The following is a 25729-nucleotide window of genomic DNA, read 5'->3' on the forward strand; positions in this document are numbered from 1 at the left end:
CCGTCCACACCCGACCGAAACCCCCCATGGGAGATCCTCATGATCATGTCCAGACGCGCCCTGCCGGTGGCGCTCATCCTCGCGGTCGGACTGGTGGTGCCCGCGACACCGCTGCCGGCGCGGGCCGCCCCGACCGACCCGGGCGGGTTCCGTTCCTCGCTGGAACCCGGCGACCCGCAACCCACCTGGACCAACACCGCCGAGGTCGACCCCTCCGGCCGGAAGAGGATGTCCGGGGTCACCGGCAGCCCGGTGACCGGCATCCCCGGCAACATCACCGACCGGGCGACCGAGGTCACCGGCAGCGGCGAGAACCCGCCGAACGAGATCGCGGCCCGGGTGGTGGACCAGAACGTCAGCACCAAGTGGCTGGTGTTCGCGTCGACCGGGTGGATCCGGGTACGCCTGGACGCCCCCGTCGCGGTTGTCCACTACGCGCTGACCTCGGCAAACGACTCCCCCGAGCGCGACCCGAGGGACTGGGCCCTGCAGGGCTCCGCCGACGGGCAGAACTGGACCACCCTGGACACCCGGACCGGGCAGGAGTTCACCGAGCGGTTCCAGACCAAGGAATACCGGTTCGAGAACTCCACCGCGTACCCGTACTACCGGTTGGACATCACCGCGATCGGTGAGGGGAACATCGTCCAGCTCGCCGAGCTGCAACTCTCCGACGGGGACACCACCCCGCCACCGCCGACCGACATGCGCGCCTTCGTCAGCGGCGGACCGGTCAACGGGCCCACGATGAAACCTAACGTCGGCTGGACCGGCCGCAACGCCCTCCAGTACTCGGGCGGGCAGACCGTCGACGGGCGCGGGTACGCGTACAACAGGGTGTTCGACGTGGACCTGCCGATCACCGCGAACACCGAGCTGTCGTACGCGATCTTCCCCGAGCTGAGCGCGCAGGACCTCGACTACCCCAGCACGTACGTCTCGGTGGACCTCGCCTTCGACGACGGCACCTACCTCAGCGACCTCGGCGCCGTCGACCAGTACGGATTCGGCCTGAGCCCACGGGGGCAGGGCGGGTCCAAGTCGCTCTACGCCGACCAGTGGAACCTGAAGCGGTCCCGGATCGGAGCCGTCGCCGCCGGCAAGCGGGCGGTACGGATCCTGGTGGGCTACGACAGCGGCACCGGCACCGGTGTGTTCAACGGCTGGGTGGACGACATCCGGATCGACCCGAACCCGGCCCGGCCGACCCGCGAGCGACTCTCCGACCACGTCCTCACCACCCGTGGCACCAACTCCACCGGCGGCTTCTCCCGGGGCAACAACATCCCGGCGACCGCCGTACCGCACGGGTTCAACTTCTGGACGCCGATGACCAACGCCGGCTCCATCGACTGGCTCTACGACTACCAGCGCGCCAACAACGCCGACAACCGGCCCACGTTGCAGGCGTTCACGGTCAGCCACGAGCCGAGCCCGTGGATGGGTGACCGGCAGACCTTCCAGGTGATGCCGTCCGCGGCGACCGGTACGCCGAACGCCGACCGGACCGCCCGTGCCCTGCCGTTCGGGCACGAGAACGAGATCGCCCGTGCCCACTACTACGGGGTGACCTTCGACAGCGGGTTGGTCACCGAGATCGCCCCGACGGACCACGCGGCCATGTTCCGGTTCACCTTCCCCGGTGACCGGGGCAACCTGATCTTCGACAACGTGAACAACAACGGCGGGCTCACCCTCGACCCGTCCGGCGAGATCAGCGGCTACTCCGACGTACGCAGCGGGCTCTCCAACGGCGCCACCCGGATGTTCGTCTACGGCACCGTGGACCGGCCGGTGGCGGCCAGCGGGCGGCTCACCGGCGGGGGAGGCGCCAACGTCACCGGGTATCTGGCCTTCGACACCAGCGACTCCAAGCAGGTGCACCTGCGCATCGCCACCTCGCTGATCTCCGTCGAGCAGGCCCGGCGGAACCTGACCAACGAGATCGCGGCCGGCGACACCTTCGACGGGGTACGCGAGCGGGCCCAGCGGCTCTGGGACGACAAGCTCCGGGTGATCGAGGTCGAGGGCGCCAGCGACGACCAGCTCACCACCCTCTACTCCAACCTCTACCGGCTGTTCCTCTACCCGAACTCGGCCCACGAGAACGTCGGCACCAACGCCGCGCCGCACTGGAAGCACGCGGTGCAGTCCTCCACCTCCTCGGTGAACCCGCCCGGCACCACGCCGACGCAGACCGGCGCCGAGGTGGTCGACGGGAAGGTGTACGTCAACAACGGGTTCTGGGACACGTACCGGACCACCTGGTCGGCGTACACGCTGTTCAGTCCGGGAATGGCCGGTGAGCTGGTCGACGGGTTCGTGCAGCAGTACAAGGACGGCGGGTGGGTGTCGCGCTGGTCGGCGCCGGGTTACGCGAACCTGATGACCGGCACCAGTTCCGACGTCGCGTTCGCCGACGCGTACGTCAAGGGGGTGCGCGGTTTCGACGTGAAGGCCGCGTACGAGGCGGCGGTGAAGAACGCCACCGTGGCACCGCCGGGCACCAACCCCAACAACACCAGCGTGGGGCGCAAGGGCCTGCAAACCTCGATCTTCAGTGGTTACACCTCGTCGGCGGTATCCGAGGGCGTCTCCTGGGCGCTGGAGGGCTACATCAACGACTTCGGCATCGCCAACATGGCCGACGCGCTCGCGCGGGACCCGGCGACACCCGAGGCCGACCGGGCCGGTTACCGCTCCGACGCGGTCTACTTCCGCAACCGGGCGCAGAACTACGTGCACATGTTCGACCCGGCGGTGGAGTTCTTCCAGGGCCGGGACGCGGCCGGGAACTGGAAGTCGGGTCCGGACGAGTTCGACCCGAGGGTCTGGGGACACGAGCACGACTACACCGAGACCAACGCCTGGAACTTCGCCTTCCACGTACCGCAGGACGGTCAGGGTCTGGCCAACCTGTACGGCGGGCGGGACAACCTCGCCGACAAGCTGGACGAGTTCTTCGCCACCCCGGAGACCGCGCGCTTCCCCGGCTCGTACGGCGGCACCATCCACGAGATGGTCGAGGCGCGGGACGTACGGATGGGCATGTGGGGTTTCAGCAACCAGGTGTCGCACCACATCCCGTGGATGTACAACTACGCCGGCCAGCCGTCGAAGACCCAGGCCAAGGTGCGTGAGGTGCTGTCCCGGATGTACCTGGGCAGCGAGATCGGGCAGGGGTACGCCGGGGACGAGGACAACGGCGAGACGTCCGCCTGGTACCTGTTCGGCGCGCTCGGCCTCTACCCGCTCCAGGTGGGCAGCGCCGACTACGCGATCGGCTCACCGCTGTTCCGCAAGGCGACCGTGCACCTGGAGAACGGCCGGGACATCGTGGTCAACGCCCCCGACAACAGCGCCACCAACGTGTACGTGCGCGGCCTGAAGGTCGACGGCGTGCCGTACGGCAGGACCTCGATCCCGCACAGCGTGCTGGCCGACGGCGCGGTGCTGGACTTCCAGCTCGGTTCCGCACCGACGAACTGGGGCACCGGGGCAGCGAACCTGCCGACCTCGTTGACCCCGCCCGGCGCACCCGCCCGCCCGCTCACCGACATCCCCGTCGAGGGCGGACCGGTGGCGCTGCGGGACAACACCTCCGCCACCCAGGCCACCCTCGACGGCCCGGTCACCTGGGCGGTCACCGGTACGCCGGAACGGGTCACCCAGTACACGCTCACCTCGGCGGCGAACCCGGCCGATCCGCAGGGCTGGCAGCTGGAGGGCTCGTACGACGGGCAGGCCTGGACGGTCGTCGACTCCCGTACCGGGCAGGTCTTCCCCTGGCGGGCGCAGACCAGGGCGTTCACCATCGAGCGCCCCGGTCGGTACGCGCACTACCGGCTGACCCCGGCCGGCTCCGGACCGGTGGCACTGGCCGAGGTGGAACTGCTGGCGAACCCGTCGCCGGCCTGCACCTCGACGGTGACCGGCACCCGCAACGGTCCGCTGACCGTCTCCTCCGGCGTGACCTGCCTGAACGGGGCGACCATCAAGGGCCCGGTGACCGTACGCACCGGCGCCGCGCTGTACGTCGACGGCGGGACCGTCGCCGGTCCGGTCTCCGCCACCGGGGCGTCCGCGGTGGTACTGCGGGGTGTCACGATCGGCGGCCCGGTCGCGGTGGCCGGTACCTCCGGCGAACTGGCCATCGAGCGCGCCACCATCGGCGGTCCGGTGACCCTCACCGGAAACGCCGTCTCGCTGGTCGGTGCCACGGAGATCGGCGGGCCGCTCGCCTGCTCCGGCAACACACCGGCTCCGGTCTGTGACGGCCGGAGTTCACCGGCACGGGTGACCTGACGAGCGGGTCAACGGCAGTGGTGGGGCGTCCGGCGATCCGCCGGGCGCCCCACCGCGTACCCGATGTCGGTGGTCGCTCTCAGCGGGTGCGCAGCGCCGGGCGCCGGCGGCCCCGAGCGTCGCGGCGCGGCCGGATGGTCGCCCGGGTGCCGCCGGACAACGCCGGTTCGACCAGGTCGAGCACCTCGCGCAGCGAGGTCAGGGCCGGTCCGGTGAAGCCGGTGTCCGGGTCGAAGACCAGGTGGTCGCCGAGGTCGGGGGCGTCGAGCCGGACCGCGTCCAGCCCCGCACCGGTGGCACCGGTGAGTTCCCGGCTGCCGCCGTCGCCGACGTAGAGACAGTCCGAGGGGGCCACCCGGAGCCGGTCGCAGGCGACCAGGTAGATCGCCGGGGCGGGCTTGCAGTAGCCGACCTGGACCGAGAAGACCTGGGTGTTCAGCAGTTCCGCGACCGGGAGCTGCGGCAGGAAGACCGGAAGTTCGTGGGTGCAGTCGCTGATCAGGGCGGTGGCCACCCCGAGCCGGCGCAGGGCACGCAGCGTCGGGACCGCCTCGGGACGCAGCCGGGTGTCGGCCCGGACCGCGCCCAGCCGGGCGGCGACCGCCGCTCGTACCTGCGCGTCCGAGGGGTGCACGCCGATCCGGTCGCAGACCCAGCGCAGGGTCGCCTCGGCGTCGCCGAGCGCGCCGCTGGCCCGCAGGTAGAACGACCGGTCGAGGACTTCGAGCAGCGCCTCGGTGGTGCAACCGAGGCGGTCGGCGACGAGGGCGTGCCGCCGGCCGCGGTTCGCCGGCCGGGTCAGGGTGTTGAAGAAGTCGAAAAGCACCGCCCGGTATGCGGGCATGGTGAACCAGCTTCCGGCGCGAGGAGAGGCGAATCGGACCGGGTCGATGGTAACGAAATGTTGATCGTCTCGTGGCCCGGCGTGAGCGAAAGGTGGAACTTTCAGTGGCCAACGCGGGCGTGTGAGGATCTTCCCGTGCCATCTCCGCAAGTCACGCCCACCGGACGTCCACCGGTCGATCCGCTGAGCACCGGTGCGGTGATCCTCGCGGTCGCCGCCGTCTCCTCCTCGGGGCCGCTGATCGCGTACGCCGCCGCGCCCGCGCTGGCGATCGCGTTCTGGCGGAACACCATCTCGGTCGGCCTGCTCAGCCCGGTCACCCTGCTCCGGCGCCGGGCCGAACTCCGTACCCTGATCCGGGGCGCCGGGCGGCGCGAGGGCTGGTTCTGCGTCCTGTCCGGGGTGGCGCTCGCCGCCCACTTCGCCACCTGGATGCCGAGCGCCCAGTTGACCTCGGTGGCCGCGGCCACCGCTCTGGGTGCCACCCAACCGGTCTGGCAGGGCCTGATCGCGCTCGGGCAGGGCCGGCGGCTGGCCACCGTCGCCTGGGTCGGGATCGGGGTGGCGGTGGTCGGTGCCGTACTCGCCACCGGGGCCGACTTCGGGCACTCCCACCGGGCGGTCATGGGTGACCTGCTCGCGGTGCTCGGGGGGATGGCGGCGGCGATCTACACCGCGTTCGGCGAACGGGCCCGCGCGACGATCAGCACCACCACGTACACCACGATCTGTTACGGGGTCTGCGCCGTCCTGCTGCTCGTCGTCTGCCTGGTCGGCGGCGTACGGCTGACCGGCTTCCCGGGCACGACCTGGCTGGCCATCCTGGGGCTGGTGGCCGGGGCCCAACTGCTCGGGCACTCGATGTTCAACTACGCCCTGCATCACTTCTCGGCCACCACGATCAGTGTCCTGATCCTGCTCGAAGCGCCCGGCGCGGCACTGATCGCCTGGGTGTGGCTGGGGCAGTTGCCCCGGCTGGCCGCCCTGCCCGGTCTGGCGCTGCTCCTGGTCGGGGTCGCCATCGTGGTGCTCGGCAATGCCCGCGCCAACCGGCGTACCGCCCCCATCCCGGCCCCACCGGAAGCCGCGCCGCTGCCGGACTGACCGGCCCACCCATTCGAGGCCATTTTTGGGGGAGTGTGGGTATTCGCGTGCCGATGGCCGTTCTTTCGGTGAAAGTGCGGGGCAGGGGAAGTGGGCGCGCAGAGGGGGTGGACGCGGGTGGGACGGCGCGGGAAGCGGGACGCGGACTCGGCACCGGCGGAGAAGCCCACGGTCACCTTCACCCCGTTGGCCGAGTTCCCGCCGCTGCGCGAGGACGAACTGGCGGTGCTCCGCCAGGTCGGCCAGCGGTGGGCGGAGGCGCTGCACGACCGGCCGGCGGACTGGGACGAACTGCCCCTGGACCCCACGCTGGAGCGTTACCGGCACCCGCCCACCCCGAGCCGCTTCGGCCGGCTGGCCCGGATCGACATGTTCAAGGCCGACGAGCCACGGCAACTGCTCGCCACCGAGGCCACGATCCTGCCCCGGGGACGGCTGGCGCAGGCCCTGGCCCGGTTCCGCCGGAGCGTGCTGGGTCCACCGCTGGCCAGCACGGCGGTGCTCCAGGAGCGGATGCGCAAGCTGATCGCCCTGCCGGTGCTCTCCTCCGACCTGCTCTCCTCGGTGGCGTACGGGCCCGAGGCAATGCTCGCCATCCTGGTGCTGGCCGGCGGCGGCGCGCTCGGACTCTCCCTGCCGCTGACCGGCGTGCTGGTGCTCCTCATGATCATCGTCGGGGCCTCGTACCGACAGACCGTGTACGCCTATCCGCACGGCGCCGGGTCGTACCTCGTGGCCAGCGACAGCCTCGGTCCCCGGTTCGGCCTGGTCGCCGCCGCCGGCCTGATCCTCGACTACGTGCTCACCGTGTCGGTGTCGGTGGCGGCCGGGATCGGCGCCATCACCTCGGCGTTGCCCGGACTCGCGCCGCTGACGGTGCCGCTCGGGCTGCTGGCGATCGCCGCGCTGCTCGCCGGCAACCTGCGCGGCGTACGGGTCGCCGGCAACCTGTTCGCCGCGCCGACGTACCTCTTCATCGTCGTCATGCTGGTGCTGTTGCTGGTCGGGTTCGCGCAGGCGGCCGGGCGGGGATTCACCGCCCTCCCACCACCGCCGATCACCGCCGTGGAAGGGCTCAGCGTGCTGGTCGTCCTGCGCGCGTTCGCGTCCGGAGCCACCTCGATGACCGGGATCGAGGCGGTGTCGGACGCGGTGCCGGTGTTCCGGCCGGTCGAGTGGCGCAACGCCCGTACGACGTTGACCTGGATGGTCGGCATCCTGGTCGTACTCTTCGCCGGGCTGACCCTGCTGATCCATCTCAGCGGGGTGGTGCCGCACGACGGCCAGACCCTGCTGTCCCAGGTGGCGCGCCAGACCTTTCGCACCGGTCCCTGGTACGGCCTCATCCAGGCGTCCACCGCCATGATCCTTCTGTTGGCCGCGAACACGGCGTTCAACGACTTTCCCCGACTGCTCTTCTTCATGGCCCGGGACGACTACGCGCCCCGGCGGTTCCTGCACATGGGCGACCGGCTCGCCTTCGGCAACGGCATCGTCGCGCTGTCGGTGGCGGCGGCGCTGATCTTCCTCACCTTCGGGGGACGCACCCAGGCGCTGATCCCGCTCTACGCGGTCGGTGTGTTCCTCGCCTTCACGCTCTCGCAGACCGGAATGGTGGCGCACTGGCGGGCCCACCGGGGCCGGAACTGGAAGCGGCGGGCGGCGCTCAACGGGCTCGGTGCGGTGCTGTGCGCGATCGTGCTGGTCACCGCCGCGGCCACCAAGTTCGGTGAGGGAGCCTGGGTGACGGTGCTGGCCATCCCGCTGGTGGTCCTGCTGGCGACGCGGATCCGGCGGCACTACGACCGGACGCACCGGGCGCTGGCGCTGCGCCCGCCGTCGGTGCCGGCGCGGGAGGCCGGGGCGCCGGCGGAGGCCGGTGGGCCCCGGGACCGGGCGGTCGGCGCGGACGACCAGGAGAGCGAGGAGAGCCCGCAGGACGTACGGCACCTGGTGGTGGTGCCGGTGGCCCGGCTCAACCTCGCCGCCCTGCGGGCACTCGCGTACGCGGCCTCGCTGGGGCCGCCGGTCTTCGCCGTACATCTCAGTCCGGAGCAGGAGGAGGCGGACCGGTTCCGCGAGGAGTGGCAGACCTGGGGGGACCATCTCCGGCTGGAGACGATCATTTCGCCGTACCGGGCGATCACCGCGCCGCTGGTGCAGTATCTCGACTCGCTGCACACGCTGCGGCCCGACGTGGTGCTGACCGTGGTGGTCCCGGAGCTGATGGTGAAGCGCCCCTGGCACCGGATCCTGCACACCCCGATCGACCAGCGGTTGCGCCGTGCCCTGCGCAGCCTGCCCGGGGTGGTGATCACCAGCGTGCCGGTGCACCTGCCCGAGTGAGTCACGACGGCCGGTTCCGCCCACCGCTTTTCCCGCCCCCACCGACCGGACGAGGTTAGGTTGGGCTGGCGGCGTACGGCCGGTCGTCGCCGGTCGCGTCGAGGACGGAAGGGGCTGGTCCGATGCCGGGCGACCGGGAGTTGCTGGAGGAGTACGTCCGCGCGGGGCAGCTCATGCAGTTGGCGACCGTACGGGCGGACGGTTCACCGATGGTGGGCAACCTCTGGTACGACCCGCACTTCGCACCCGACCTGCTGCGGTTCGTCGCCCGACACGACCGGTGGCACGGGGCGGACGGGCACCGGGCGGGCGGGCACGGGCCGGACGGGCAGGGTGACGGTCGGGTCGGCGGCAGCATCGTCGCCGTACCGCCGGACGTCCGGAACGGGACCGTACGCGGGGTGGCCTTCACCGGCGTGGTGCGGACGCTGCCCCCGGTCGGGGTGGAGGCGGCGGCCCGGTCGTTCCTGGACCGCTGGCCGGGCGCCGAGGTGGCGATCGACCCGGGTCGGCTGGCCCGGCACGAGACGCCGAGCCGGCTCTACGAGATCGCGGTGATCGAATGGGTCCTGTTCGACGAGCGCCGGTTCCCGGACGAGTCCCGGCACGTGCTCGCCGCGGCCCGGACGGCCTGATCGGCCTGTCCCACGCCCGGTGGCCGGGTCAGACCGATCAGAGGCCGGCTACGGGACCACCGGGAGGCCGGTGTCGAACCAGACGTTTGTCGGCCGATCCCAGAGGATGCCGGTCTGGTCGGGGCGGGCGATGACGCCGTAGCGGTAGTTCCGGCCGAACTTGTTGTTCCTGAAGATGATGTTCGAGGAGACCAGGTCGTCCCGGACACCGATGGAGTAGTTGCCGCCGTTGCAGTAGTTGTCCTCGAAGGTGAGGTTGCGGACCGCGTCCGCGGTGGTCGACCCGATCATGATGCAGGCGTTGTGCGGGTCGTTGGTGCTTGGTGTGTACGGCTCCAGCCGGTTGTGCCGGACGATGATGTTGCTGCCGCCGGTGGTCTGCAACGCGTCGTTATGTGACCCGGGGATGCGGGCGAGGTCGTGGATCCACGAGTCCACGATGGTGCTCTTCGTGCTCAACCGGGGTCCGTCGATCATGTTCCAGACGTTCGCCCGGCGCAGGGTGTAGTTGCCGCAGCAGACCGAGGCGGAGTTCCGCCCCGCGCCGTTGATCTCGACATCCTCGACGACCAGGTTGATCGCGGTGTCGTAGAGCCGGATGGAATAGGTCGGACTGTTACAGGTGATCCGGGACTTGCGGATGATGATGTTGCTCGCCCGGACCGTCACGCACCCGACGATGTTGAGGTTGGTGAGCACCTGACCCGCCGTACGGAGGTCGAGGGATCCCGAGTTCGTCAGCACCGTACCGGCCGGTACGCCGGTGTTGGTCGGGCCCGGCCAGTAGGTGATCGGGGTGGGCGGGACGGCGTCCGGCGCCCGCGGCGCGCTCGGCATCGGTGCCACCGGGCCGAACTCGGGCGGGCTGGGCGCGGCTTCGACCCCGCCGGGTACGTCCGGTGAGTACGCCTCGCCGTTCTGTTCCGAGTCGACAATGGTGGCCGCGGCGCCGGCGTCCTGGACGAATGCCCGCCGACAGTCGTGCACCGTCACCCGGACCGCCGAGTAGTCGCCCGGCACGATGCCGTCGGTCTTGCCGTCGGTGCAGTGGATCTCGGTGTCGACGATGGTGGCGCCCGCGACGTCGGAGCGGATCCGGATGGCTGCCGCGCCGCCGGCCCGGACCGTCACCCGTTGGAGCCGGATGTTGTCCGCCGCGATCTCGATTGGACGGTCGAAGGTCTGACCGGAGACAACGGCATTCGGGGTGTCGAGTACCAGAGGCTCCGTTTCGGGGCCGGAGAGGATCGCGATTCCGGTCCCGGCGATAGCGACGAGTCCGACGGCGCTGGTGGCGACGATGGCGCGAGTACGTCCGGTACGACGACTCGGAGCCGGAGCATCCGGTGTTCTGGGTTCACCTGTTGGGTGCAGATCGGTGTTGTTCATGCTTCGCCCTTGGGAATGGGCGGCGCACGGCGTGGCTGCGCTGCCCGTCCTGCCTAGGAGCCCACCTCGGTCGCCGGCTTCAGTGCCGCGTACGACCGCTCAGGTCGGTCCACAAGGTCGCTGATCGAGGGCCCTGCCGCCCCGGAAGCTATTAGATGCTTCTACGCGAAGGCTACTCTTCGTATTGTGTCGCTCACGAAATACGATCTGACGGATTTTCGACAGAAAACGGTATTCATCATTGTCAGTGCTGATAAAACACTCGTAAGTGTCGATGAGTCTACGACCTTCGCGACTACGGAACGTCACTCAGTGCAGTTCGACCGCCCGCTCGCTCGCCTGCCAGAGCCGGGCTGCCAGCTCCGGATCGGCGGCGTGCGGCCGAGGTCGACGCAGCTCACGATCGGCGTAGTAGCCGCCGTTTTTCAGCGCCCCGGCGGCCAGGTGGGTGAGCCACACCAGGGTCTCCGCCCCCTTGGCCGGCGTACGTAGGAACCAGGCCAGTTTCATGCCCAGGGCGACCAGGCGGTTCTCGTTGGCGAACCGGGTACGTACCCCTCCCGGGTGGTACGACACCGCCACCAGTTCCGGCCAGCGCCGGGCCGCCTCGGCGGTGAACAGGATGTTCGCCTGCTTGCTGCTGCCGTACGCCCGCAGCGGCTGGTAGTCGCGCAGGGCGGCGGAGAGATCGTCCGGATCCAGCGAGCCCCACCGGTGCGCACCTGAGGCGGTTGTCACGATCCGGTCGACCCGGTCCCGCAACAGGGCGCTGAGCAGGAACGGAGCCAGATGGTTGGTCTGCATGGTCAGCTCGAAGCCGTCCACCGTGGTCACCGGGCGGGTGCTGACCATCCCGGCGTTGTTGGCCAGCACGTCGATCCGGTCATACGCGGTACGCAGCTCGGCGGCGAGCCGCCGGACGTCGTCGAGCACCGCGAAGTCGACCCGGAACTCGGCCGGCCGGATCCCGCTCGCGTCCCGTACCTGGTCGACGGCGGCGGTCAGGCGGGCCGGATCGCGCCCGACCAGGACGACCTCGTCGCCGCGACGGGCCAGTTCGGTCGCGGCGGCCAGGCCGATTCCCGAGGTCGCACCGGTGATCACCACCCGGAGCGCGGAGCGCCGGTCGACATCCGGTGACGCGGGCAGTGTCGCGCCGGTGACATCCTCGACAGGTCGCTCCTCGCCGGTCATGGCGCGACGTTACCGTGGGGTCACGAATACCGAAAGAATCATCAGGCCCGGTCCGCGCCACCGACCGGGTTGTGGAAGGAGCGCCCGATGGCCGTCGCTGGCCGCCCCCGCCGGTCCTGTCTCGCGGTGCCCGGATCGAGCGTGAAAATGCTCGGCAAGGCCCAGGGACTCCCGGCCGACCAGGTGTTCCTGGATCTCGAGGACGCGGTCGCACCACTGGCCAAGCCGGAGGCACGACGCAACGTCGTCGCGGCGCTCAACGAGGGTGACTGGGCCGGCAAGATCCGCGCCGTACGCGTCAACGACCTCACCACCCCGTGGACGTACCGGGACGTGGTCGACGTGGTGGAGGGCGCGGGCGCCAACCTGGACTGCGTGATGCTGCCGAAGGTGCAGAACGCCGGCCACATCGAGTGGCTCGACCTCACCCTCGGCCAGATCGAGCGGACCCTCGGGCTCCCGGTCGGCGGAATCGGCATCGAGGCCCAGATCGAGAACGCGGCCGGTCTGGTCAACGTCGACAGCATCGCCGCCGCGTCGCCCCGGGTCGAAACGATCATCTTCGGACCGGCCGACTTCATGGCCTCGATCAACATGCGGTCGATGGTGGTCGGTGCGCTGATCCCGGAGTATCCCGGTGATCCGTACCACTACATCCTGATGCGACTGCTGATGGCCGCCCGGACCTACGACAAGCAGGCGATCGACGGCCCGTACCTGCAGATCCGCGACGTGGACGGGTTCCGTGAGGCGGCCCGCCGCTCGGCCGCGCTCGGCTTCGACGGCAAGTGGGTGCTGCACCCGGGCCAGATCGAGGCGGCGAACGAGGTCTACGCACCATCGCAGCAGGACTACGACCACGCGGAGCTGATCCTCGACGCGTACGAGCACTACACCTCGGCGGCCGGCGGTCGGCTCGGGGCGGTGATGCTCGGCGACGAGATGATCGACGAGGCGTCCCGCAAGATGGCGCTGGTCGTGGCGGCGAAGGGTCGGGCCGCCGGGCTGGCGCGTACGTCGAGGTTCGTCGCGCCGGAGTGAGCCGTCGGCGCCGGTCGGCCCCCGGCGGACGGGGACCGACCGCAGGCCGGGGAACTCAGTAACTGCTGGTGAACTCGTCCGGGTTCTGGGTCACGTAGACCGCGAAGATGATGATGAGCGCGGTGGCGATCACCGCGATCGCGGTCGTGATCCAGCCGATGATGATGCCGGCCGTCGCCATCCCGCCGCCGCTCTCGCCGCGCTCACGGATCTGCCGCTTGGCGACGTGGCCCAGGATCGCGCCGACGATGCCGAGGTAACCGCCGAGGCCGTACCCGCAGAGCCCGAGCACGCCGACGATGGAGACCACCAGCGAGGCGACCGCCATACCGTTCTGCGGCGGCGCGGCCGGGAATCCGTACCCCGGCGGGTACGCCTGGGCGGGGTAGCCGGTCGCAGCCGGGTAGCCGGGCGGCGTCTGGTACGCGGCCGGATCCGCGTACTGGTACGCCGGGTCGGGGGTGCCGGACGCCTGGTACGCCGCCGTCGGGTCCGGACCCGGCGGGTACGGGTACGCCGGCCCGGCGGGCGGACCGGCCGGGTACTGGAAAGCCGTCGGATCCTGGTACGGGGACGGGCTCGCCGGGTTCTGGTAGGCGCTCGGGTCCGGGGTACTGGCCGGGGGCTGGTAGGCCGGGCTCTGCGGGCTGTCCGGTGGCTGGCTCGGCCCGGATGGGGCGTTCCAGTTGCCGGGTTGCTGGGGGTCGCTCATCGGGTCTCTCCGTCTACGCAGGGATGCGCAGCCAGGGTAGTGGGAGATCGCCAGTGATATCCGCCCGCCGTCGTCGGGGGTGCCGCGTTGCCCGGATTGACGGGACCGGGCAGGATCGCGGCATGGCATTCGACGCGCGCGCCGGTGAACGTGCCGGCAGCCGACCCCGGCGGGACGCTTCGCGTTCCGCGCTGGCTCGCCGTAACCGGACCGTACCGCCGGGCGGCGTTCCGGTGGACGACTCCGACGAACCCGCGGCCCTGCCCGACACCGAGCCGATCACGCTCCGTCTCGACGGGCGGGTGGCGCTGGTCACCGGCGCGGGCAGTCCGGACGGCATCGGGTACGCCACCGCCCGCCGGTTGCGCGACCTGGGCGCGCGGGTGGCGATCGTGTCGACCACCCGGCGCATCCACGACCGGGCCACCGAACTCGGCGCGACCGGCTTCGTCGCGGACCTCACCGACGAATCCGAGGTGGGCGCGCTGGCCGACGCCATCGCCGAGCAGCTCGGCGAGGTGGAGGTGCTGGTCAACAACGCCGGTCTGGCCAGCCGGGCGAGCCCGGAGGTGCTGCGCCCGGTCGCGCAGCTCACCTACGACGAGTGGCACGGTGAGATCGAGCGGAACCTGACCACCGCGTTCCTGTGCAGCCGGGCGTTCATCGGCGGCATGGCCGAACGGGGCTGGGGCCGGATCGTGAACCTGGCCGCCACCGCCGGGCCGGTGAACGCGCTGCCGACCGAGGCCGCCTACGCCGCGGCCAAGGCCGGCGTGGTCGGCCTGACCCGGGCGCTGGCGATGGAGATGGTCGCCGACGGGGTCACGGTCAACGCGGTGGCGCCGGGCACGATCTACACCGCCGCCTCCACCATGGCCGAGCTCAAGCAGGGCCTGGGTACGCCGGTCGGCCGCCCCGGCACCCCGGACGAGGTGGCGGCGGCGATCACGTTCCTCTGCTCCCCGGCGGCCTCGTACATCACCGGTCAGATGCTGGTCGTGGACGGCGGCAACAGCGTCCGGGAGGCGCAGTTCCGGTAGCGGTCAGCCGGCGGTGCCGACCCCGTCGTCGCCGCCCCAGATCGCCAGTGCCAGCCACCCGCAGCAGAAGAGCAGCCAGAACGCGGTGAGAACGTAGCTGAGTATCAGGCCGGCGAGGGCGAGGCTGCCGCCCTGTTCCCCGGTCCGCCTGATCTGCCTGCGGGCGACGTGTCCGAGCACGATCCCGGCCGGCGGGAAGATGATGGCGAACACCAGCGACAGGATCGCCGGTACGTTCGTGCCGGTCGGCGGCCCGTAACCGGGCGGGTAGCCCCCCGGCCCGTACAGGCCGGGTTGCCCGTACTGCCCCGGCTGGCCGGGTTGGCCGTACTGGCCGTACTGCTCGGGAGGGCCGTACTGGCCGGGTTGGCCGTACTGGCCGTACTGGCCGTACTGCTCGGGAGGGCCGTACTGGCCGGGCTGCTGGCCGTACGGGTCGGGGTCGCCGGGCGGGGGGCCGTACGGCTGGTGGGGATCGGGGTTCTCGCCCGGTGGTGGGTAGCTCATACCAATCGCCCTCCTCGCCCCGGACGCTACTTGACCAGCGAGTCCGTGCGCGGCGGTTGGGGCGACTGGGCGCCCGGACCGCGTCCGTCGCCCGCCCGGTCAGCCGGTCGGTGACACTCCGCGGATGCCGGCGACGGCCAGATCGAGTCCGAGCCGGTAGTAGTCGTCGCTGCTGTCGTCGCAGATGAGCACGTCGGCGGCGGCCACAACGTACGGGTACCGGCGCGGCGGCAGGGCGGCGAGGGCGGTGCGCTTGGCGTGGATGGCGTCGTCGCGGGCCTCCGGGGCGCCGTGCTCCTCGGCACCCGGTTCGGTGCTGACCAGGGTGACCAGCGAGCAGAGCACCTGCCGGCCGATCCGCGCGGACTGGTCGAGGTCGAGCCCGGTCAGTTGCAGCAGCGCGAGGGTCCGTTCGGCCAGCGCCAGACCGGGCGCCGAGGTCAGGATCCGGGTGAGGGTGAGTTCGGCGACGTTCGGGTGGGGGCGCAGCGCGGCCACGAACGCGGCGAGTACGTCGCGGAGCTGCTCGTCCCACGGCCGGTCGTCGGGTTCGGGCAGCTCGACACCGGCGAGCAACCGCTCGGCGAGCGCGGCGAACAGTTCGTCCTTGTCCCGGAAGTGCCGGTAGAGGGCCATCGGCGTGACGTCGTGCTGCTGGGCCAGGCGCCGGATGGTGACCGCGCTCAGCCCGTCGGCGTCGGCGATGGCCAACGCACTGGTCACGAGCTTGTCGGGGTCGAGCCCCCGGTGCACCGCTGGGTCTCTCCGGGTGGCTACCACGCGACCAAGTCTACGTCGTACGCGTACGACGTAGACGGCGGTCGACGGCGGGGGCGGTCAGGACAGCGGGGCCCTTCAGGGCAGGAGGCTCAGGTTCCCGTGCGCCCGCTCGATCACCAGACATCGGTCCTCGACGTAGTCGATGCCGGCCTCCTCGGCCAGCCGGCGCGACTCGGCCGAGACGATCCCGAGTTGCAACCAGACCGCCGGGGCGCCGATCGCGATCGCCGACCGGACCACCTCCACGGTGTCCCGGGCCGGCCGGAACACGTCGACCAGGTCGACCGGGTGCGGGATGTTGCCCAGTGACCGGTAGACCTTCTCCCCGAACAGCTCGTCCGCGTACGGATTGACCGGGATGATCCGCCAGCCGTACCGCTGCATCTGGAGCGGTACGCGGTGAGCCGCCTTGTTGGGGTCGCGGGCGGCACCGACCACCGCGATGACCTTCGCGTCGGCCAGGATCCGTTGGGCATCTCGCACCAGGCGACTGTAGCTCCGCCCGGTGTCCGTCGACCGGTCCCGACGGCCCTTCCCGCAGGCCGGGGCCGAAGATCACAGCAGGGTGAGCTGCTCGGTGACGGGTGGTTCCGACGCCGGCACCTGGCGGGTCTCGCCGGGTTCGGAGCGGAGCAGGCCGTACCGCCGGGCGGCCATCCTGACCCGGGCCACGATCTCCCGCTGGTAGCTCTGCGGGAGGTAGGAGCCGTTGCCGAACAGTTCCCGGTAGCGGGGCACCAGGGCGGGGTGTTCGCGGGCCAGCCAGGCCGCGTACCACTCGCGTGCGCCGGGTCGCAGGTGCAGCGGGAGCGGGGTGACGCTGACCGCGCCGGCGGCGGCGATGGCGGCGACGGTCGCCTCGATCGAGTCGTCGGTGTCGGTGAGGCCGGGCAGGATCGGGGCCATCAGTACGCCGACCGGGAACCCGGCGTCGGTCAGTTGCCGGACCGCGTCGAGCCGGCGCTGCGGGCTCGGGGTGCCGGCCTCGACCGTGCGCCACAGTGCCTCGTCCACGAAACCCACCGAGTACGACACGCCGACCCGGGTCACCGTCGCGGCCTGCCGGAGCAACGGCAGGTCCCGCAGGAGCAGGGTGCCCTTGGTGAGGATCGAGAACGGGTTGGCGAAGTCGCGCAGTGCCGAGATGATCTGCGGCATGAGTTGGTATCGCCCCTCGGCCCGCTGGTAGCAGTCGACGTTGGTGCCCATCGCGATGTGGTCGCCGCGCCACTTCGGCGCACTCAACTCGCGTCGGACCAGCTCACCGGCGTTGACCTTGACGATCACCTTGCTGTCGAAGTCCTGCCCCGCGTCCAGGTCGAGGTACGTGTGGGTGTTCCGGGCGAAGCAGTAGACGCACCGGTGCGAGCAGCCCCGGTAGGGGTTGACCGTCCATTCGAAGGGCACTCGGGAGGCGCCGGGCACCCGGTTGATGATCGACTTCGCGCGTACCTCGTAGAAGGTCATCCCGGCGAAGCCGGGGGTGTCGAAGGTCCGGGCGACCGCGTCGGGCAGCGCCAGCGGCAGGGGTGGTGCCGCCGGTGCCGCCGGTTCGGTCGTCCCGGCCCCGACTGCGGCGAAGGACAGGTTTTCCCAGCGCATGGCCCTGATTCGAACACGCGTTCGAGTGGTCGCGCAAGTCGGCTCGCGCGGGTGTGGCTAGGCGGGCGGCGGCGCGGTGCTCTCCCGGCGGATCAGTTCGGCCGGTACGTGTTCGACCTGGTGGTGGTGGGCCGGGTCGGGTTCCTGGAGGGCGAGGGTCATGGCGCGGGCGCCCATGTCGGCGAGGGGGAGGCGGACGGTGGTGAGGGTGGGGGTGACGTCGCGGGCGATGGGCATGTCGTCGAAGCCGGTGATGCTGATGTCGTGGGGGACTTTGATGCCTCGGGTGCGTAGGAGGGCGAGGGCGCCGATGGCCATGGTGTCGTTGAGGGCGGCGATGGCGGTGAGGTGGGGTTGGGTGTCGAGGAGGTGGGCGGTGGCGGTGGCGCCGCCGGTGCGGTCGAAGTCGGCGTAGGCGATGTTGCGGGTGGGGAGTTTGTGGCCGTGGTCGCGGGCGGCGTGGCGGAGGCCGGTGAGGCGGTCGGTGGTGGTGGTGAGGTGTTTGGGGCCGGCGATGACGCCGAGGTGGGTGTGGCCGAGTGCGTAGAGTTCGGTGCCGATGAGGTAGCCGCCGGTTTCGTTGGCGGGGATGACGGCGTGGCCGGTGTGTTCGTGGCGGCCGATGACGGCGATGTGTCCGCCGGTGGCTTGGTAGACGCGGAGTTTGGCGTCGAGGGTGTTGGTGAAGGTTTCGTTGTGGTGGCCGCTGCCGGCGAGGATGATGGCGGCGGCTTGGTGGGCGCGGAGGAGTTCGACGTATTCGAGTTCTTTGTCGGGGTCGCGGTAGGTGTTGCAGATGATGACGAGTCGGCCGTGTTCGGTGGCGACGCGTTGGAGTCCGCGGGTGATTTCGGCGAAGTAGGGGTCGGAGACGTCGTGGACGATGACGCCGACGGCGGAGCGGTGGTTGCGGGCGAGTAGTTGGGCGTGCGCGTTCGGGACGTACTGGAGTTCCTCGACCGCCGCCAACACCCGCTCCCGGAGCGCGTCGGTGACCGGTTTTGCGCTGCCGTTGATGATTCTGGACGCGGTCGCGGGAGAGACTCCCGCCCGGCGCGCCACATCTGCCAAGGTGGCCATCGATCCGACCTCTCCCCGGCCGCCCTGAAGCCGGCTGCGAGTGAGGATAGCGCGAGCCCGTCCGGCCGGAAGGAAAGCCCTTGCCGAATCCGGGTTCGGACCAGTAACGTGCGCGGGAAAGCGCTTACCTGGCGCTCGCTGGCGTGTCCCGTACCCCGTACCCCCCGGATCGAACAGTTAGCTGGATCGACCGCGACAGCCTGAGGAGGCAACGGCATGGCCCGTACCACGATCGGGATCGTGCTCAACGGCGTGACCGGCCGGATGGGCTACCGGCAGCACCTGGTCCGATCACTGCTCGCGATCCGCGAACAGGGCGGGCTGCCGCTGCGCGACGGCAACCGGCTCTGGCCCGAACTCGTGCTGGTCGGCCGCAGCGAGTCCAAGCTCCGGGAGATCGCCGAGCGGCACGGCCTGACCGAGTGGACCACCGACCTGACCGCGGCCCTGGCCCGGCCGGACGTGCAGATCTACTTCGACTCACAGGTCACCGCCCAGCGGGAGAAGGCGCTCCGGCTCGCGATCGAGGCCGGCAAGCACATCTACACCGAGAAGCCGACCGCCGAGGACCTCTCCGGCGCGGTCGAGCTGGCCCGGCTCGCCGATGCCGCCGGCATCAAGCACGGCGTGGTCCAGGACAAACTCTTCCTGCCCGGCCTGCGCAAGCTCGACCGGCTGGTCAAGGGCGGTTTCTTCGGCCGGATCCTCTCCATCCGCGGCGAGTTCGGCTACTGGGTCTTCGAGGGCGACTGGCAGCCGGCGCAGCGTCCGTCCTGGAACTACCGGGCGGCCGACGGCGGCGGCATCGTGGTGGACATGTTCCCGCACTGGCACTACGTCCTGGAGCAGATCTTCGGCCAGGTCAGCGCGGTGACGGCACACGCGACCACGCACATCCCGACGCGCTGGGACGAGGCCGGCGAGCCGTACGACGCGACCGCCGACGACGCCGCGTACGGGATCTTCGAGATCAACCGGCCGGGACAGGCGACCCCGATCGTGGCCCAGATCAACTCGTCCTGGGGCGTCCGGGTCTACCGCGACGAGCTGGTCGAGTTCCAGGTCGACGGTACCGAGGGCAGCGCCGTGGCCGGGCTGCGCAACTGCCGGATCCAGCACCGGGCGACCACCCCGAAGCCGGTGTGGAACCCGGACCTGCCGGCCACCGAGGACTTCCGGTCCCAGTGGCAGGTGGTGCCGGACAACGAGGAGTTCGACAACGGCTTCAAGGCGCAGTGGGAGCTGTTCCTGCGGCACGTGGTCGAGGACGAGCCGTACACCTGGGACCTGTGGGCCGGCGCGCGTGGCGTCCAGCTCGCGGAGCTGGGGCTGCGGTCGGCCCGTGACGGCGTACGGATCGAGATCCCCGAGCTGACCGGCGAGCCCGACCGGTGAGCGAGTCCGCGCGCGACCGGTTCTCGCTCAACCAGGCGACCACCAAGTACTGGCCGATGGAGGACCTCGTCGCCGGCTGCGTCGACGCCGGGGTCACCCAGGTCGGCCTCTGGCGCGAGGAAACCCAGGCCTACGGCGTGGCGAAGACCTCGGCGCTGGTTCGGGGCGCCGGGCTCGCGGTGACCTCACTGTGCCGCGGCGGTTTCTTCAACACCCCCGACTGGTACGACGAGAACCGGCGGGCGATCGACGAGGCCGCTGCGCTGGGCGCCCCGGTGCTGGTGCTGGTCTCCGGCGGACTGCCCGAGGGCAGCCGGGACCTGGACGGGGCACGGGCGCACGTCAGCGACTCGATCGGCGAGCTGGTGCCGTACGCGCTCGACGCCGGGGTTCGACTGGCGATCGAGCCGCTGCACCCGATGTTCTGTTCCGACCGTTGTGTGGTGGCCAGTCTCGGGCAGGCGCTCGACCTGGCCGCGCCCCATCCGGCCGAGGCGGTCGGTGTGGTGGTCGACACGTACCACCTGTGGTGGGACGACCAGGTGTGGACGCAGATCGACCGGGCCGGTCGGGAGGGGCGGATCGCCTGCTTCCAGCTCGCCGACTGGATCACCCCGCTGCCGGAGGGGGTGCTGCTCGGGCGCGGTCTGCCCGGTGAGGGCTGCGTCGACCTGCGCCGGTTCCGGGAGGCGGTGGACGCGACCGGTTTCACCGGGCCGATCGAGGTCGAGGTGTTCCACGCCGGGGTGTGGGCACGTCCGGGCCGGGAGGTGCTGGACGCGACGCTCTCCGGTTACCTGACGGCCGTCGGATAGGACCGGTCTCGCTCCGCTCGCGGCCGGGCATGATCGTCGCGACATGACCTGGCCCGAGCCGGCGCGGCGGAGGAGGATGGACGCATGGACCGGTCCACCTTCGTGTACGACGGCGACTGCGCGTTCTGCACCACGTGTGCGGAGTTCGTCAGTCGTCGCATCCCGACCCGCGCCCGGGTGCTGCCGTGGCAGTTCACCGATATCGACGCGCTCGGCCTGACCGTCGCGGAGTGCGATGCCGCCGTCCAGTGGGTTGGCGCGGACGGTGTCCGGGCGGCCGGTCCCGATGCCATCGCCCGGCTGCTCGGTGACAGCCGGCCGGTGTGGCGGGTGTTGGGCCGGCTGCTCCGCCTCCCCCCGGTACGCGCGCTCGCCTGGCCCGCGTACCGCTGGGTGGCCCGCAACCGCCACCGGATGCCCGGCGGCACAGCCGCCTGCTCCCTGCCCCAGGCCGTCCGCGAGGAGCGCTACGGCCCCACCCCCCGCTGACCCCGCGAAACGCGACCGGCCGGACACCGTGGGGTGTCCGGCCGGGATGCGGATGGTGCCGGGGCGGGACGGCGCTCCGCCGACCCTGGTCGCCCGGTCAGTGCTCGTGGTCGGCGAGCTGCTTGCGTACGTCCTCCATGTCGAGCTGCTGGACCTGCTCGATCAGCGACTCCAGCGCGGTCTCGGGGAGCGCGCCGGGCTGGGAGAAGACGATCACGCCATCCCGGACCGCCATGATCGTCGGGATCGAGCGGATCTCGAACTTGGCGGCGATCTCCTGCTGGGCCTCGGTGTCCACCTTGCCGAAGACCACGTCCGGGTGCTTCTCGGACGAGTTCTCGTAGACCGGGGCGAACCGCTTACAGGGGCCACACCAATCTGCCCAGAAGTCCACCAGAACGGTGCCCTCCGAGCTGGTCACCTCGTCGAAGTTGGCTGAAGTCAGCTCAACGGTCGCCATTGAACTCTCCGTTCACGGGTTGAGACCTACGACTGCAAGAACCTGTTCACCCGTACTGGAATTCCCGGTACCCCCGTGGCGAAACGCCCAGCGTGGCCAGGGTCACCCCGATCCACCCCAGTGAAGAGGACCGATCCGGCCGGTGCGTCCGGTACCGGGCACCATCGACGTCGATCGGTCTCTGGTGTTCGCGCGGACCGCGAAATAAAGAAAACTAACTAATTACTAAAAGTGACGGGAGCGCTTCCAGGTCGATCGCCGTCGCGACCTGCGGTGATCCGACGATCACGCTACTGAGGTGGGGGAATCGTGGCGATGACCATCGGTCACTGCAACATCAACTCTCACGTAAAGTAGTGTTGCGAAAAAGTAACTGTGACCTCTGTCTCTGTTCTGACTCTTCTGCGTACCGCCGTCGTCGGGCAGAATCTCTCCTATCAGAGCGTGGGCGGCGGGTGCCGGGGAGGGCCCCGCCGCTCATTGCGTCCGGCTCCGTTTCTGATCCGGGGCCCGACCCTGCCCAACGGCCGAGGTCCGCCGTTTTCTGAGCCGCAAGACTCATACCTCTGCTCCGGCGGTCATATGCTGGCGCCGGGAGGTCCCCCATGAACCACTCCTCGCCGGGTGAGCCGCCGGCCGCCGGTCGCCCGACCGGACGAGCGCCCACCATGGCCTACTCCACCGACGAGTGGAAACTGCTCATCCGGCTGCCGGGTCGGGTGCTGGTGGCGGCGACCTCGCCCCAGCCGGCGAGCCCGCGCCACGCGGTGCTCGAGGGACTGGCCGGCCTGGAGGGCATCGCCGCCGGGCGGGCGTTCGACAGCGACCTGGTCCGGGCCGTGGTCGCCGCCATCTACGCCGAACCCGACGACGCGCCGCTGTACGCCGGAGTCCGCCCGCCGGCACCGCCTTCCGCGCCACCTTCTCCTTCCGCTGCGGCCGGCAGACCGTCCCCCGTCCACCCGCCAGCGCTCGTCACGGAGCCGAACGAGGGGCAGCGGGCCGATCGGCACGACCGGCTGGCCGGGCTGCTGGTCTCCTGCCACGCGGCGGTCGAACTGCTCGGCGACCGGGCGGACCCGGCCGACTCGGCGGCGTACCGGCAGTGGGTGCAGTCGGTGGCCGCCCGGGTACGCCAGGCGGCCCACCCGGTGGACCGGCACCTCGGCACGGCGGGGGAGTGGCTGCCCGACGGTTCCGGTGGTTTCCTCGGCCGGCTCGGTACCGCGCTGGGCCTGCGCTGAGGGCTTCGCCCGGCGGGCCGTACCCTCTGCAGATCGTGGAAGGTGGGGCCCCGGTGGGCGACGAGTCGGAGGTCGGCGTCGGCCCGTGGCGGGGTGACCACCCGACCGATCCCCGGTACGACCCGGACTTGCTCGCCAACGGCGACCGGCGCAACGTGGTGGACCGCTACCGGTACTGGCGGCAGGAGGCGGTCGTCGCCGACCTGGACCGGCGCCGGCACACCTTCCACGTGGCGATCGAGAACTGGCAGCACGACTTCAACATCGGCACCGTGGTACGCAACGCCAACGCCTTCCTCGCGGCCGAGGTGCACGTGGTCGGGCGGCGGCGGTGGAACCGGCGGGGCGCCATGGTGACCGACCGGTACCAGCATGTCCGGCACCACGAGACGATCGAGCAGTTCGTCGACTGGGCGCGCTCGGCCGACCTTGTGGTGATCGGGATCGACAACCTGCCCGGCTCGCGCCCGTTGGAGACGGTCACCCTGCCGGCCCGGTGCGTACTGATCTTCGGGCAGGAGGGGCCGGGGCTGTCCGATCCGGCCCGTGCCGCCTGCGACCAACTCTTCTCCATCGCCCAGTACGGGTCGACCCGCTCGATCAACGCCGGGGTGGCCAGCGGGATCGCCATGCACGCCTGGGTCCGGGCGCATGCCGCTCCGCCACCGGAAGAGCATTCGTCCGGCTCGCCCGACTGACCGCCGCTCCGAGGCAAGTTGACCGAAAAGGCCGGTTCGCTTGACTACGGGGTGCTGCGGCGTGGACTGTAGTTCGTGTGAGTCTTGCGGTGAGTTGTCCGAGGTGCGGTGGTGCGGTGGCGCCGCCGGACCTGATGCACACCGACTGGCGCTGCGCGGACTGCGGCCCGGTGCCACCACTGCACACGGCCGGGCACGTCGGGCCGGAGATCGTGGAGAGCGCGACCGCCCGGATCAGGGACACGCCCGAGCCGGCCGCTTCCCCGATGCCGCTCTGGTGCCCCTGGCCGTTGCCACCCGGATGGGTGATGACCGGTGCCGTCTGGGCCGGTGACGATCGTACGGGTGTGCGAGCCACCGCCGTGGCGTGCAGCGGGCCCGCCCCGCTGGGCGGCGGACCGGCCGACCTGGTCCTGGTGGCCGAGGAACCCGGCGTCGGTCTCGGCACCCGGTTCGCCGGGATCGCCGGTCTCGACCCCGGCGCGCTGCTCGCCGACGTCATGACCGATGAGCTGCCCGGACACGCCGAGCACCCACCACATGCGAAGGTCCGGGCCGACGGGCATCCGACTCCACTTTGGTCGGTCAAATCCCCGACAGACCGAAGCGCGCACGTCGGCGAAGCTCGGGGACGGTGGCTATATGCGATAACCTGGCCGTCGAGCGCGGGCTACCTCCTCGCGGAAGATGTCGTGCTGCACGACTTGACCGAGTGGTTGCCGCCCGAGCTGGTGTACGGCGCGCCATCTCCGTACCTGCACGGTCTGGTCTAGACGACCATCCCGGGCCGGGCCGAAAATGGCACAAACTTGGAATTCACGGTACGACACCTGACTGATACGCTACGTGCTGTTGCGGTGACGCCACTCGGCGCCGATGAGGGGATGGCCCGTCATGGTCAAGAAGGTCCTCACCTGGGGCGGAATCGCCTTCCTAATTTTCTTCATCGCGTTCCGACCTGACTCGGCCGCCGACGTCTTCAAGTCGTTGGGCGGCGGCGTCATGGATATCGCGCAGGGCTTCAGCGACTTCTTCGCCAGCCTCTTCGCGTAGCCGGGCATGGGCAATCCGTCCGGGCCACCCCCCGACCCCGACGATGCCGAACGCTGGCGTCGCGAGCGGGACACCGAGCCGATTCCCCGGGTCCGACCCGACGACGATCTCGGCGACGGCTCACCCTACGCGGGCAGTCCCTCCTATCCGGATGGACCGCCCTACCCGGAGGGTCCCGGTTACGACGACGAGTCACGCTCCGGCAGAAACTGGGAGCGTGACCCGGACGCCGGCTACCGGCCACCGGACATCTCCGAAGAGGAGCTGGCCGGACTCCGGGTGGACGCCTCGGGCATGCCGCTCGGCCCGCGTCGGGTGCTGCCACTCGAGGACGAGCCCACCGCGCTGGTCGCGCGCTACCTCTTCCCCACCGAGCGCTACCGGGGCGAGTGGAAGCGACACAAGATCTATCTGGCCACGCCGGTACTGATCGGGCTCGCCGCCACCTTCGTCCTCGGTTATCTCTCCGGCTTCCTGGCCGGGCAGCAGATCGCCGGGCTCACCCTGGTCGCGGCGCTGATCTGGCTCGGGGTCATGGGGTACGTGGCGTGGAAGGTCGCGGACTGGTTCTTCGACCGCTTCATCCTGACCAACAAGCGGGTGATGGTGGTCAACGGGATCATCACCCGGCGGGTCGCGATGATGCCCCTGGCCCGGGTCACCGACATGAAGTACGAGCAGTCGCCGCTGGGTCGGACCCTGAACTACGGCACCTTCGTGCTGGAGTCGGCCGGTCAGGACCAGGCGTTGCGCGAGGTCAAGTACCTGCCCAACCCGAACGAGCTCTACCTGCGTGTGGTCGAGGAGATGTACGAGCCGCAGGCAGTGGAGGCGCGGCTCGGCAAGGAAGCCGACGAGGCCAAGGCCGACGACGGGGCGTAACTCAGAGCGGTCAATCGCTTACGGCGGGTGCGGGACTTTCCAACCGAAAATCGGAGGGAACCCGCACCCGATCGCCGTCGACCCGATGCCCTCGGCTGTGACAGCCTGACGGTT

24 protein-coding genes are annotated in these 25729 nt (G+C 70.6%); 14 read left to right on the forward strand and 10 right to left on the reverse strand.

Annotated elements, in window-relative coordinates; all coding sequences use genetic code 11:
* Positions 1 to 45: 45 nt before the first annotated feature.
* Complete coding sequence (locus tag OIE47_RS16755) at positions 46 to 4305, forward strand: GH92 family glycosyl hydrolase (RefSeq protein ID WP_442792110.1); 4260 nt, start codon at positions 46 to 48, stop codon at positions 4303 to 4305.
* Between the two features lie 79 nt (positions 4306 to 4384).
* On the opposite strand, the gene OIE47_RS16760 is transcribed toward OIE47_RS16755, so the two are convergent.
* The gene (locus OIE47_RS16760) at positions 4385 to 5149 is read right to left on the reverse strand and encodes an HAD family hydrolase (protein ID WP_326562415.1); all 765 of its coding nucleotides are present in this window, start codon (positions 5147 to 5149) and stop codon (positions 4385 to 4387) included.
* Between the two features lie 135 nt (positions 5150 to 5284).
* Here OIE47_RS16760 and OIE47_RS16765 point away from each other — a divergent pair, with 135 nt between their 5' ends.
* From OIE47_RS16765 to OIE47_RS16775, 3 genes are all read left to right on the forward strand, one after another.
* Positions 5285 to 6253, forward strand: coding sequence for a DMT family transporter (locus tag OIE47_RS16765; protein WP_326562416.1), 969 nt, complete (start codon positions 5285 to 5287; stop codon positions 6251 to 6253).
* 117 nt (positions 6254 to 6370) lie between these two features.
* A complete protein-coding gene (locus OIE47_RS16770) occupies positions 6371 to 8599 on the forward strand; it encodes an APC family permease (RefSeq protein ID WP_326562417.1) in 2229 nt (742 codons plus the stop codon).
* A 122-nt stretch (positions 8600 to 8721) separates the two neighbouring features.
* The gene (locus OIE47_RS16775; RefSeq protein WP_326562418.1) at positions 8722 to 9234 is read left to right on the forward strand and encodes a pyridoxamine 5'-phosphate oxidase family protein; all 513 of its coding nucleotides are present in this window, start codon (positions 8722 to 8724) and stop codon (positions 9232 to 9234) included.
* A gap of 48 nt (positions 9235 to 9282) precedes the next feature.
* Here OIE47_RS16775 and OIE47_RS16780 read toward each other — a convergent pair whose 3' ends face one another.
* Positions 9283 to 10623: a right-handed parallel beta-helix repeat-containing protein gene (locus OIE47_RS16780; RefSeq protein WP_326562419.1), complete on the reverse strand. Its 1341-nt coding sequence runs from the start codon at positions 10621 to 10623 to the stop codon at positions 9283 to 9285.
* Between the two features lie 309 nt (positions 10624 to 10932).
* Positions 10933 to 11730 (reverse strand): SDR family NAD(P)-dependent oxidoreductase, encoded by a 798-nt coding sequence (locus OIE47_RS16785; protein WP_326563127.1) that lies wholly within the window; start codon positions 11728 to 11730, stop codon positions 10933 to 10935.
* Positions 11731 to 11904: 174 nt separating this feature from the next.
* Here OIE47_RS16785 and OIE47_RS16790 point away from each other — a divergent pair, with 174 nt between their 5' ends.
* Positions 11905 to 12858, forward strand: a complete 954-nt coding sequence (locus tag OIE47_RS16790; RefSeq protein WP_326562420.1) for an HpcH/HpaI aldolase/citrate lyase family protein — start codon at positions 11905 to 11907, stop codon at positions 12856 to 12858.
* Positions 12859 to 12913: 55 nt separating this feature from the next.
* On the opposite strand, the gene OIE47_RS16795 is transcribed toward OIE47_RS16790, so the two are convergent.
* Complete coding sequence (locus OIE47_RS16795; protein WP_326562421.1) at positions 12914 to 13570, reverse strand: DUF4190 domain-containing protein; 657 nt, start codon at positions 13568 to 13570, stop codon at positions 12914 to 12916.
* A 191-nt stretch (positions 13571 to 13761) separates the two neighbouring features.
* On the opposite strand from OIE47_RS16795, the gene OIE47_RS16800 reads away from it, so the two are divergent.
* Positions 13762 to 14610: an SDR family NAD(P)-dependent oxidoreductase gene (locus OIE47_RS16800; RefSeq protein WP_326563128.1), complete on the forward strand. Its 849-nt coding sequence runs from the start codon at positions 13762 to 13764 to the stop codon at positions 14608 to 14610.
* Between the two features lie 3 nt (positions 14611 to 14613).
* On the opposite strand, the gene OIE47_RS16805 is transcribed toward OIE47_RS16800, so the two are convergent.
* From OIE47_RS16805 to OIE47_RS16825, 5 genes are all read right to left on the reverse strand, one after another.
* Positions 14614 to 15117 (reverse strand): DUF4190 domain-containing protein, encoded by a 504-nt coding sequence (locus OIE47_RS16805; protein ID WP_326562422.1) that lies wholly within the window; start codon positions 15115 to 15117, stop codon positions 14614 to 14616.
* 99 nt (positions 15118 to 15216) lie between these two features.
* Entirely contained in the window at positions 15217 to 15897 is a 681-nt protein-coding gene (locus tag OIE47_RS16810) for a TetR/AcrR family transcriptional regulator (protein ID WP_326562423.1), read from the reverse strand.
* 75 nt (positions 15898 to 15972) lie between these two features.
* The gene (locus OIE47_RS16815) at positions 15973 to 16380 is read right to left on the reverse strand and encodes a CoA-binding protein (RefSeq protein ID WP_326562424.1); all 408 of its coding nucleotides are present in this window, start codon (positions 16378 to 16380) and stop codon (positions 15973 to 15975) included.
* A 72-nt stretch (positions 16381 to 16452) separates the two neighbouring features.
* Positions 16453 to 17499 (reverse strand): Rv2578c family radical SAM protein, encoded by a 1047-nt coding sequence (locus OIE47_RS16820; RefSeq protein ID WP_326562425.1) that lies wholly within the window; start codon positions 17497 to 17499, stop codon positions 16453 to 16455.
* A gap of 57 nt (positions 17500 to 17556) precedes the next feature.
* Positions 17557 to 18579 carry a LacI family DNA-binding transcriptional regulator gene (locus tag OIE47_RS16825; protein WP_326562426.1) on the reverse strand — a complete coding sequence of 341 codons (1023 nt, stop codon included), beginning with the start codon at positions 18577 to 18579 and terminating at the stop codon, positions 17557 to 17559.
* A gap of 216 nt (positions 18580 to 18795) precedes the next feature.
* On the opposite strand from OIE47_RS16825, the gene OIE47_RS16830 reads away from it, so the two are divergent.
* The 3 genes from OIE47_RS16830 to OIE47_RS16840 all read left to right on the forward strand — a co-directional run bounded on the left by OIE47_RS16830 (position 18796) and on the right by OIE47_RS16840 (position 21278).
* On the forward strand, positions 18796 to 19974 hold the full coding sequence (locus OIE47_RS16830; protein ID WP_326562427.1) for a Gfo/Idh/MocA family protein: 1179 nt from the start codon (positions 18796 to 18798) through the stop codon (positions 19972 to 19974).
* A gap of 56 nt (positions 19975 to 20030) precedes the next feature.
* A complete protein-coding gene (locus OIE47_RS16835) occupies positions 20031 to 20789 on the forward strand; it encodes a sugar phosphate isomerase/epimerase family protein (RefSeq protein WP_326563129.1) in 759 nt (252 codons plus the stop codon).
* Positions 20790 to 20873: 84 nt separating this feature from the next.
* On the forward strand, positions 20874 to 21278 hold the full coding sequence (locus OIE47_RS16840; RefSeq protein ID WP_326562428.1) for a thiol-disulfide oxidoreductase DCC family protein: 405 nt from the start codon (positions 20874 to 20876) through the stop codon (positions 21276 to 21278).
* Positions 21279 to 21375: 97 nt separating this feature from the next.
* Here the strand turns inward: OIE47_RS16840 and trxA are convergent, their stop codons facing one another.
* Positions 21376 to 21738 (reverse strand): thioredoxin, encoded by a 363-nt coding sequence (gene trxA, locus OIE47_RS16845; RefSeq protein WP_326562429.1) that lies wholly within the window; start codon positions 21736 to 21738, stop codon positions 21376 to 21378.
* 605 nt (positions 21739 to 22343) lie between these two features.
* Between trxA and OIE47_RS16850 the strand changes: the two genes are divergently transcribed.
* The 5 genes from OIE47_RS16850 to OIE47_RS16870 all read left to right on the forward strand — a co-directional run bounded on the left by OIE47_RS16850 (position 22344) and on the right by OIE47_RS16870 (position 25615).
* Positions 22344 to 22982, forward strand: a complete 639-nt coding sequence (locus OIE47_RS16850) for a hypothetical protein (protein ID WP_326562430.1) — start codon at positions 22344 to 22346, stop codon at positions 22980 to 22982.
* Between the two features lie 53 nt (positions 22983 to 23035).
* Positions 23036 to 23680 (forward strand): TrmH family RNA methyltransferase, encoded by a 645-nt coding sequence (locus OIE47_RS16855; RefSeq protein WP_326562431.1) that lies wholly within the window; start codon positions 23036 to 23038, stop codon positions 23678 to 23680.
* 89 nt (positions 23681 to 23769) lie between these two features.
* Positions 23770 to 24453, forward strand: a complete 684-nt coding sequence (locus OIE47_RS16860; protein WP_326563130.1) for a DUF6758 family protein — start codon at positions 23770 to 23772, stop codon at positions 24451 to 24453.
* 103 nt (positions 24454 to 24556) lie between these two features.
* Complete coding sequence (locus tag OIE47_RS16865; protein WP_326563356.1) at positions 24557 to 24733, forward strand: hypothetical protein; 177 nt, start codon at positions 24557 to 24559, stop codon at positions 24731 to 24733.
* Positions 24734 to 24739: 6 nt separating this feature from the next.
* A complete protein-coding gene (locus OIE47_RS16870; protein WP_326562432.1) occupies positions 24740 to 25615 on the forward strand; it encodes a PH domain-containing protein in 876 nt (291 codons plus the stop codon).
* Positions 25616 to 25729: the final 114 nt, after the last annotated feature.

The organism is Micromonospora sp. NBC_01796 (assembly GCF_035917455.1).
Taxonomy (GTDB): Bacteria; Actinomycetota; Actinomycetes; order Mycobacteriales; family Micromonosporaceae; genus Micromonospora_G.

What these genes read in the sequence shown, in the direction of transcription:
- OIE47_RS16755 (WP_442792110.1), top strand. Translation starts at nt 46, where the DNA reads ATGTCCAGACGCGCCCTGCCGGTGGCGCTCATCCTCGCGGTCGGACTG.
- OIE47_RS16760 (WP_326562415.1), bottom strand. Translation starts at nt 5,149, where the DNA reads ATGCCCGCATACCGGGCGGTGCTTTTCGACTTCTTCAACACCCTGACC.
- OIE47_RS16775 (WP_326562418.1), top strand. Translation starts at nt 8,722, where the DNA reads ATGCCGGGCGACCGGGAGTTGCTGGAGGAGTACGTCCGCGCGGGGCAG.
- OIE47_RS16780 (WP_326562419.1), bottom strand. Translation starts at nt 10,623, where the DNA reads ATGAACAACACCGATCTGCACCCAACAGGTGAACCCAGAACACCGGAT.
- OIE47_RS16790 (WP_326562420.1), top strand. Translation starts at nt 11,905, where the DNA reads ATGGCCGTCGCTGGCCGCCCCCGCCGGTCCTGTCTCGCGGTGCCCGGA.
- OIE47_RS16795 (WP_326562421.1), bottom strand. Translation starts at nt 13,570, where the DNA reads ATGAGCGACCCCCAGCAACCCGGCAACTGGAACGCCCCATCCGGGCCG.
- OIE47_RS16805 (WP_326562422.1), bottom strand. Translation starts at nt 15,117, where the DNA reads ATGAGCTACCCACCACCGGGCGAGAACCCCGATCCCCACCAGCCGTAC.
- OIE47_RS16820 (WP_326562425.1), bottom strand. Translation starts at nt 17,499, where the DNA reads ATGCGCTGGGAAAACCTGTCCTTCGCCGCAGTCGGGGCCGGGACGACC.
- OIE47_RS16825 (WP_326562426.1), bottom strand. Translation starts at nt 18,579, where the DNA reads ATGGCCACCTTGGCAGATGTGGCGCGCCGGGCGGGAGTCTCTCCCGCG.
- OIE47_RS16830 (WP_326562427.1), top strand. Translation starts at nt 18,796, where the DNA reads ATGGCCCGTACCACGATCGGGATCGTGCTCAACGGCGTGACCGGCCGG.
- OIE47_RS16835 (WP_326563129.1), top strand. Translation starts at nt 20,031, where the DNA reads ATGGAGGACCTCGTCGCCGGCTGCGTCGACGCCGGGGTCACCCAGGTC.
- OIE47_RS16840 (WP_326562428.1), top strand. Translation starts at nt 20,874, where the DNA reads ATGGACCGGTCCACCTTCGTGTACGACGGCGACTGCGCGTTCTGCACC.
- trxA (WP_326562429.1), bottom strand. Translation starts at nt 21,738, where the DNA reads ATGGCGACCGTTGAGCTGACTTCAGCCAACTTCGACGAGGTGACCAGC.
- OIE47_RS16850 (WP_326562430.1), top strand. Translation starts at nt 22,344, where the DNA reads ATGAACCACTCCTCGCCGGGTGAGCCGCCGGCCGCCGGTCGCCCGACC.
- OIE47_RS16865 (WP_326563356.1), top strand. Translation starts at nt 24,557, where the DNA reads ATGAGGGGATGGCCCGTCATGGTCAAGAAGGTCCTCACCTGGGGCGGA.
- OIE47_RS16870 (WP_326562432.1), top strand. Translation starts at nt 24,740, where the DNA reads ATGGGCAATCCGTCCGGGCCACCCCCCGACCCCGACGATGCCGAACGC.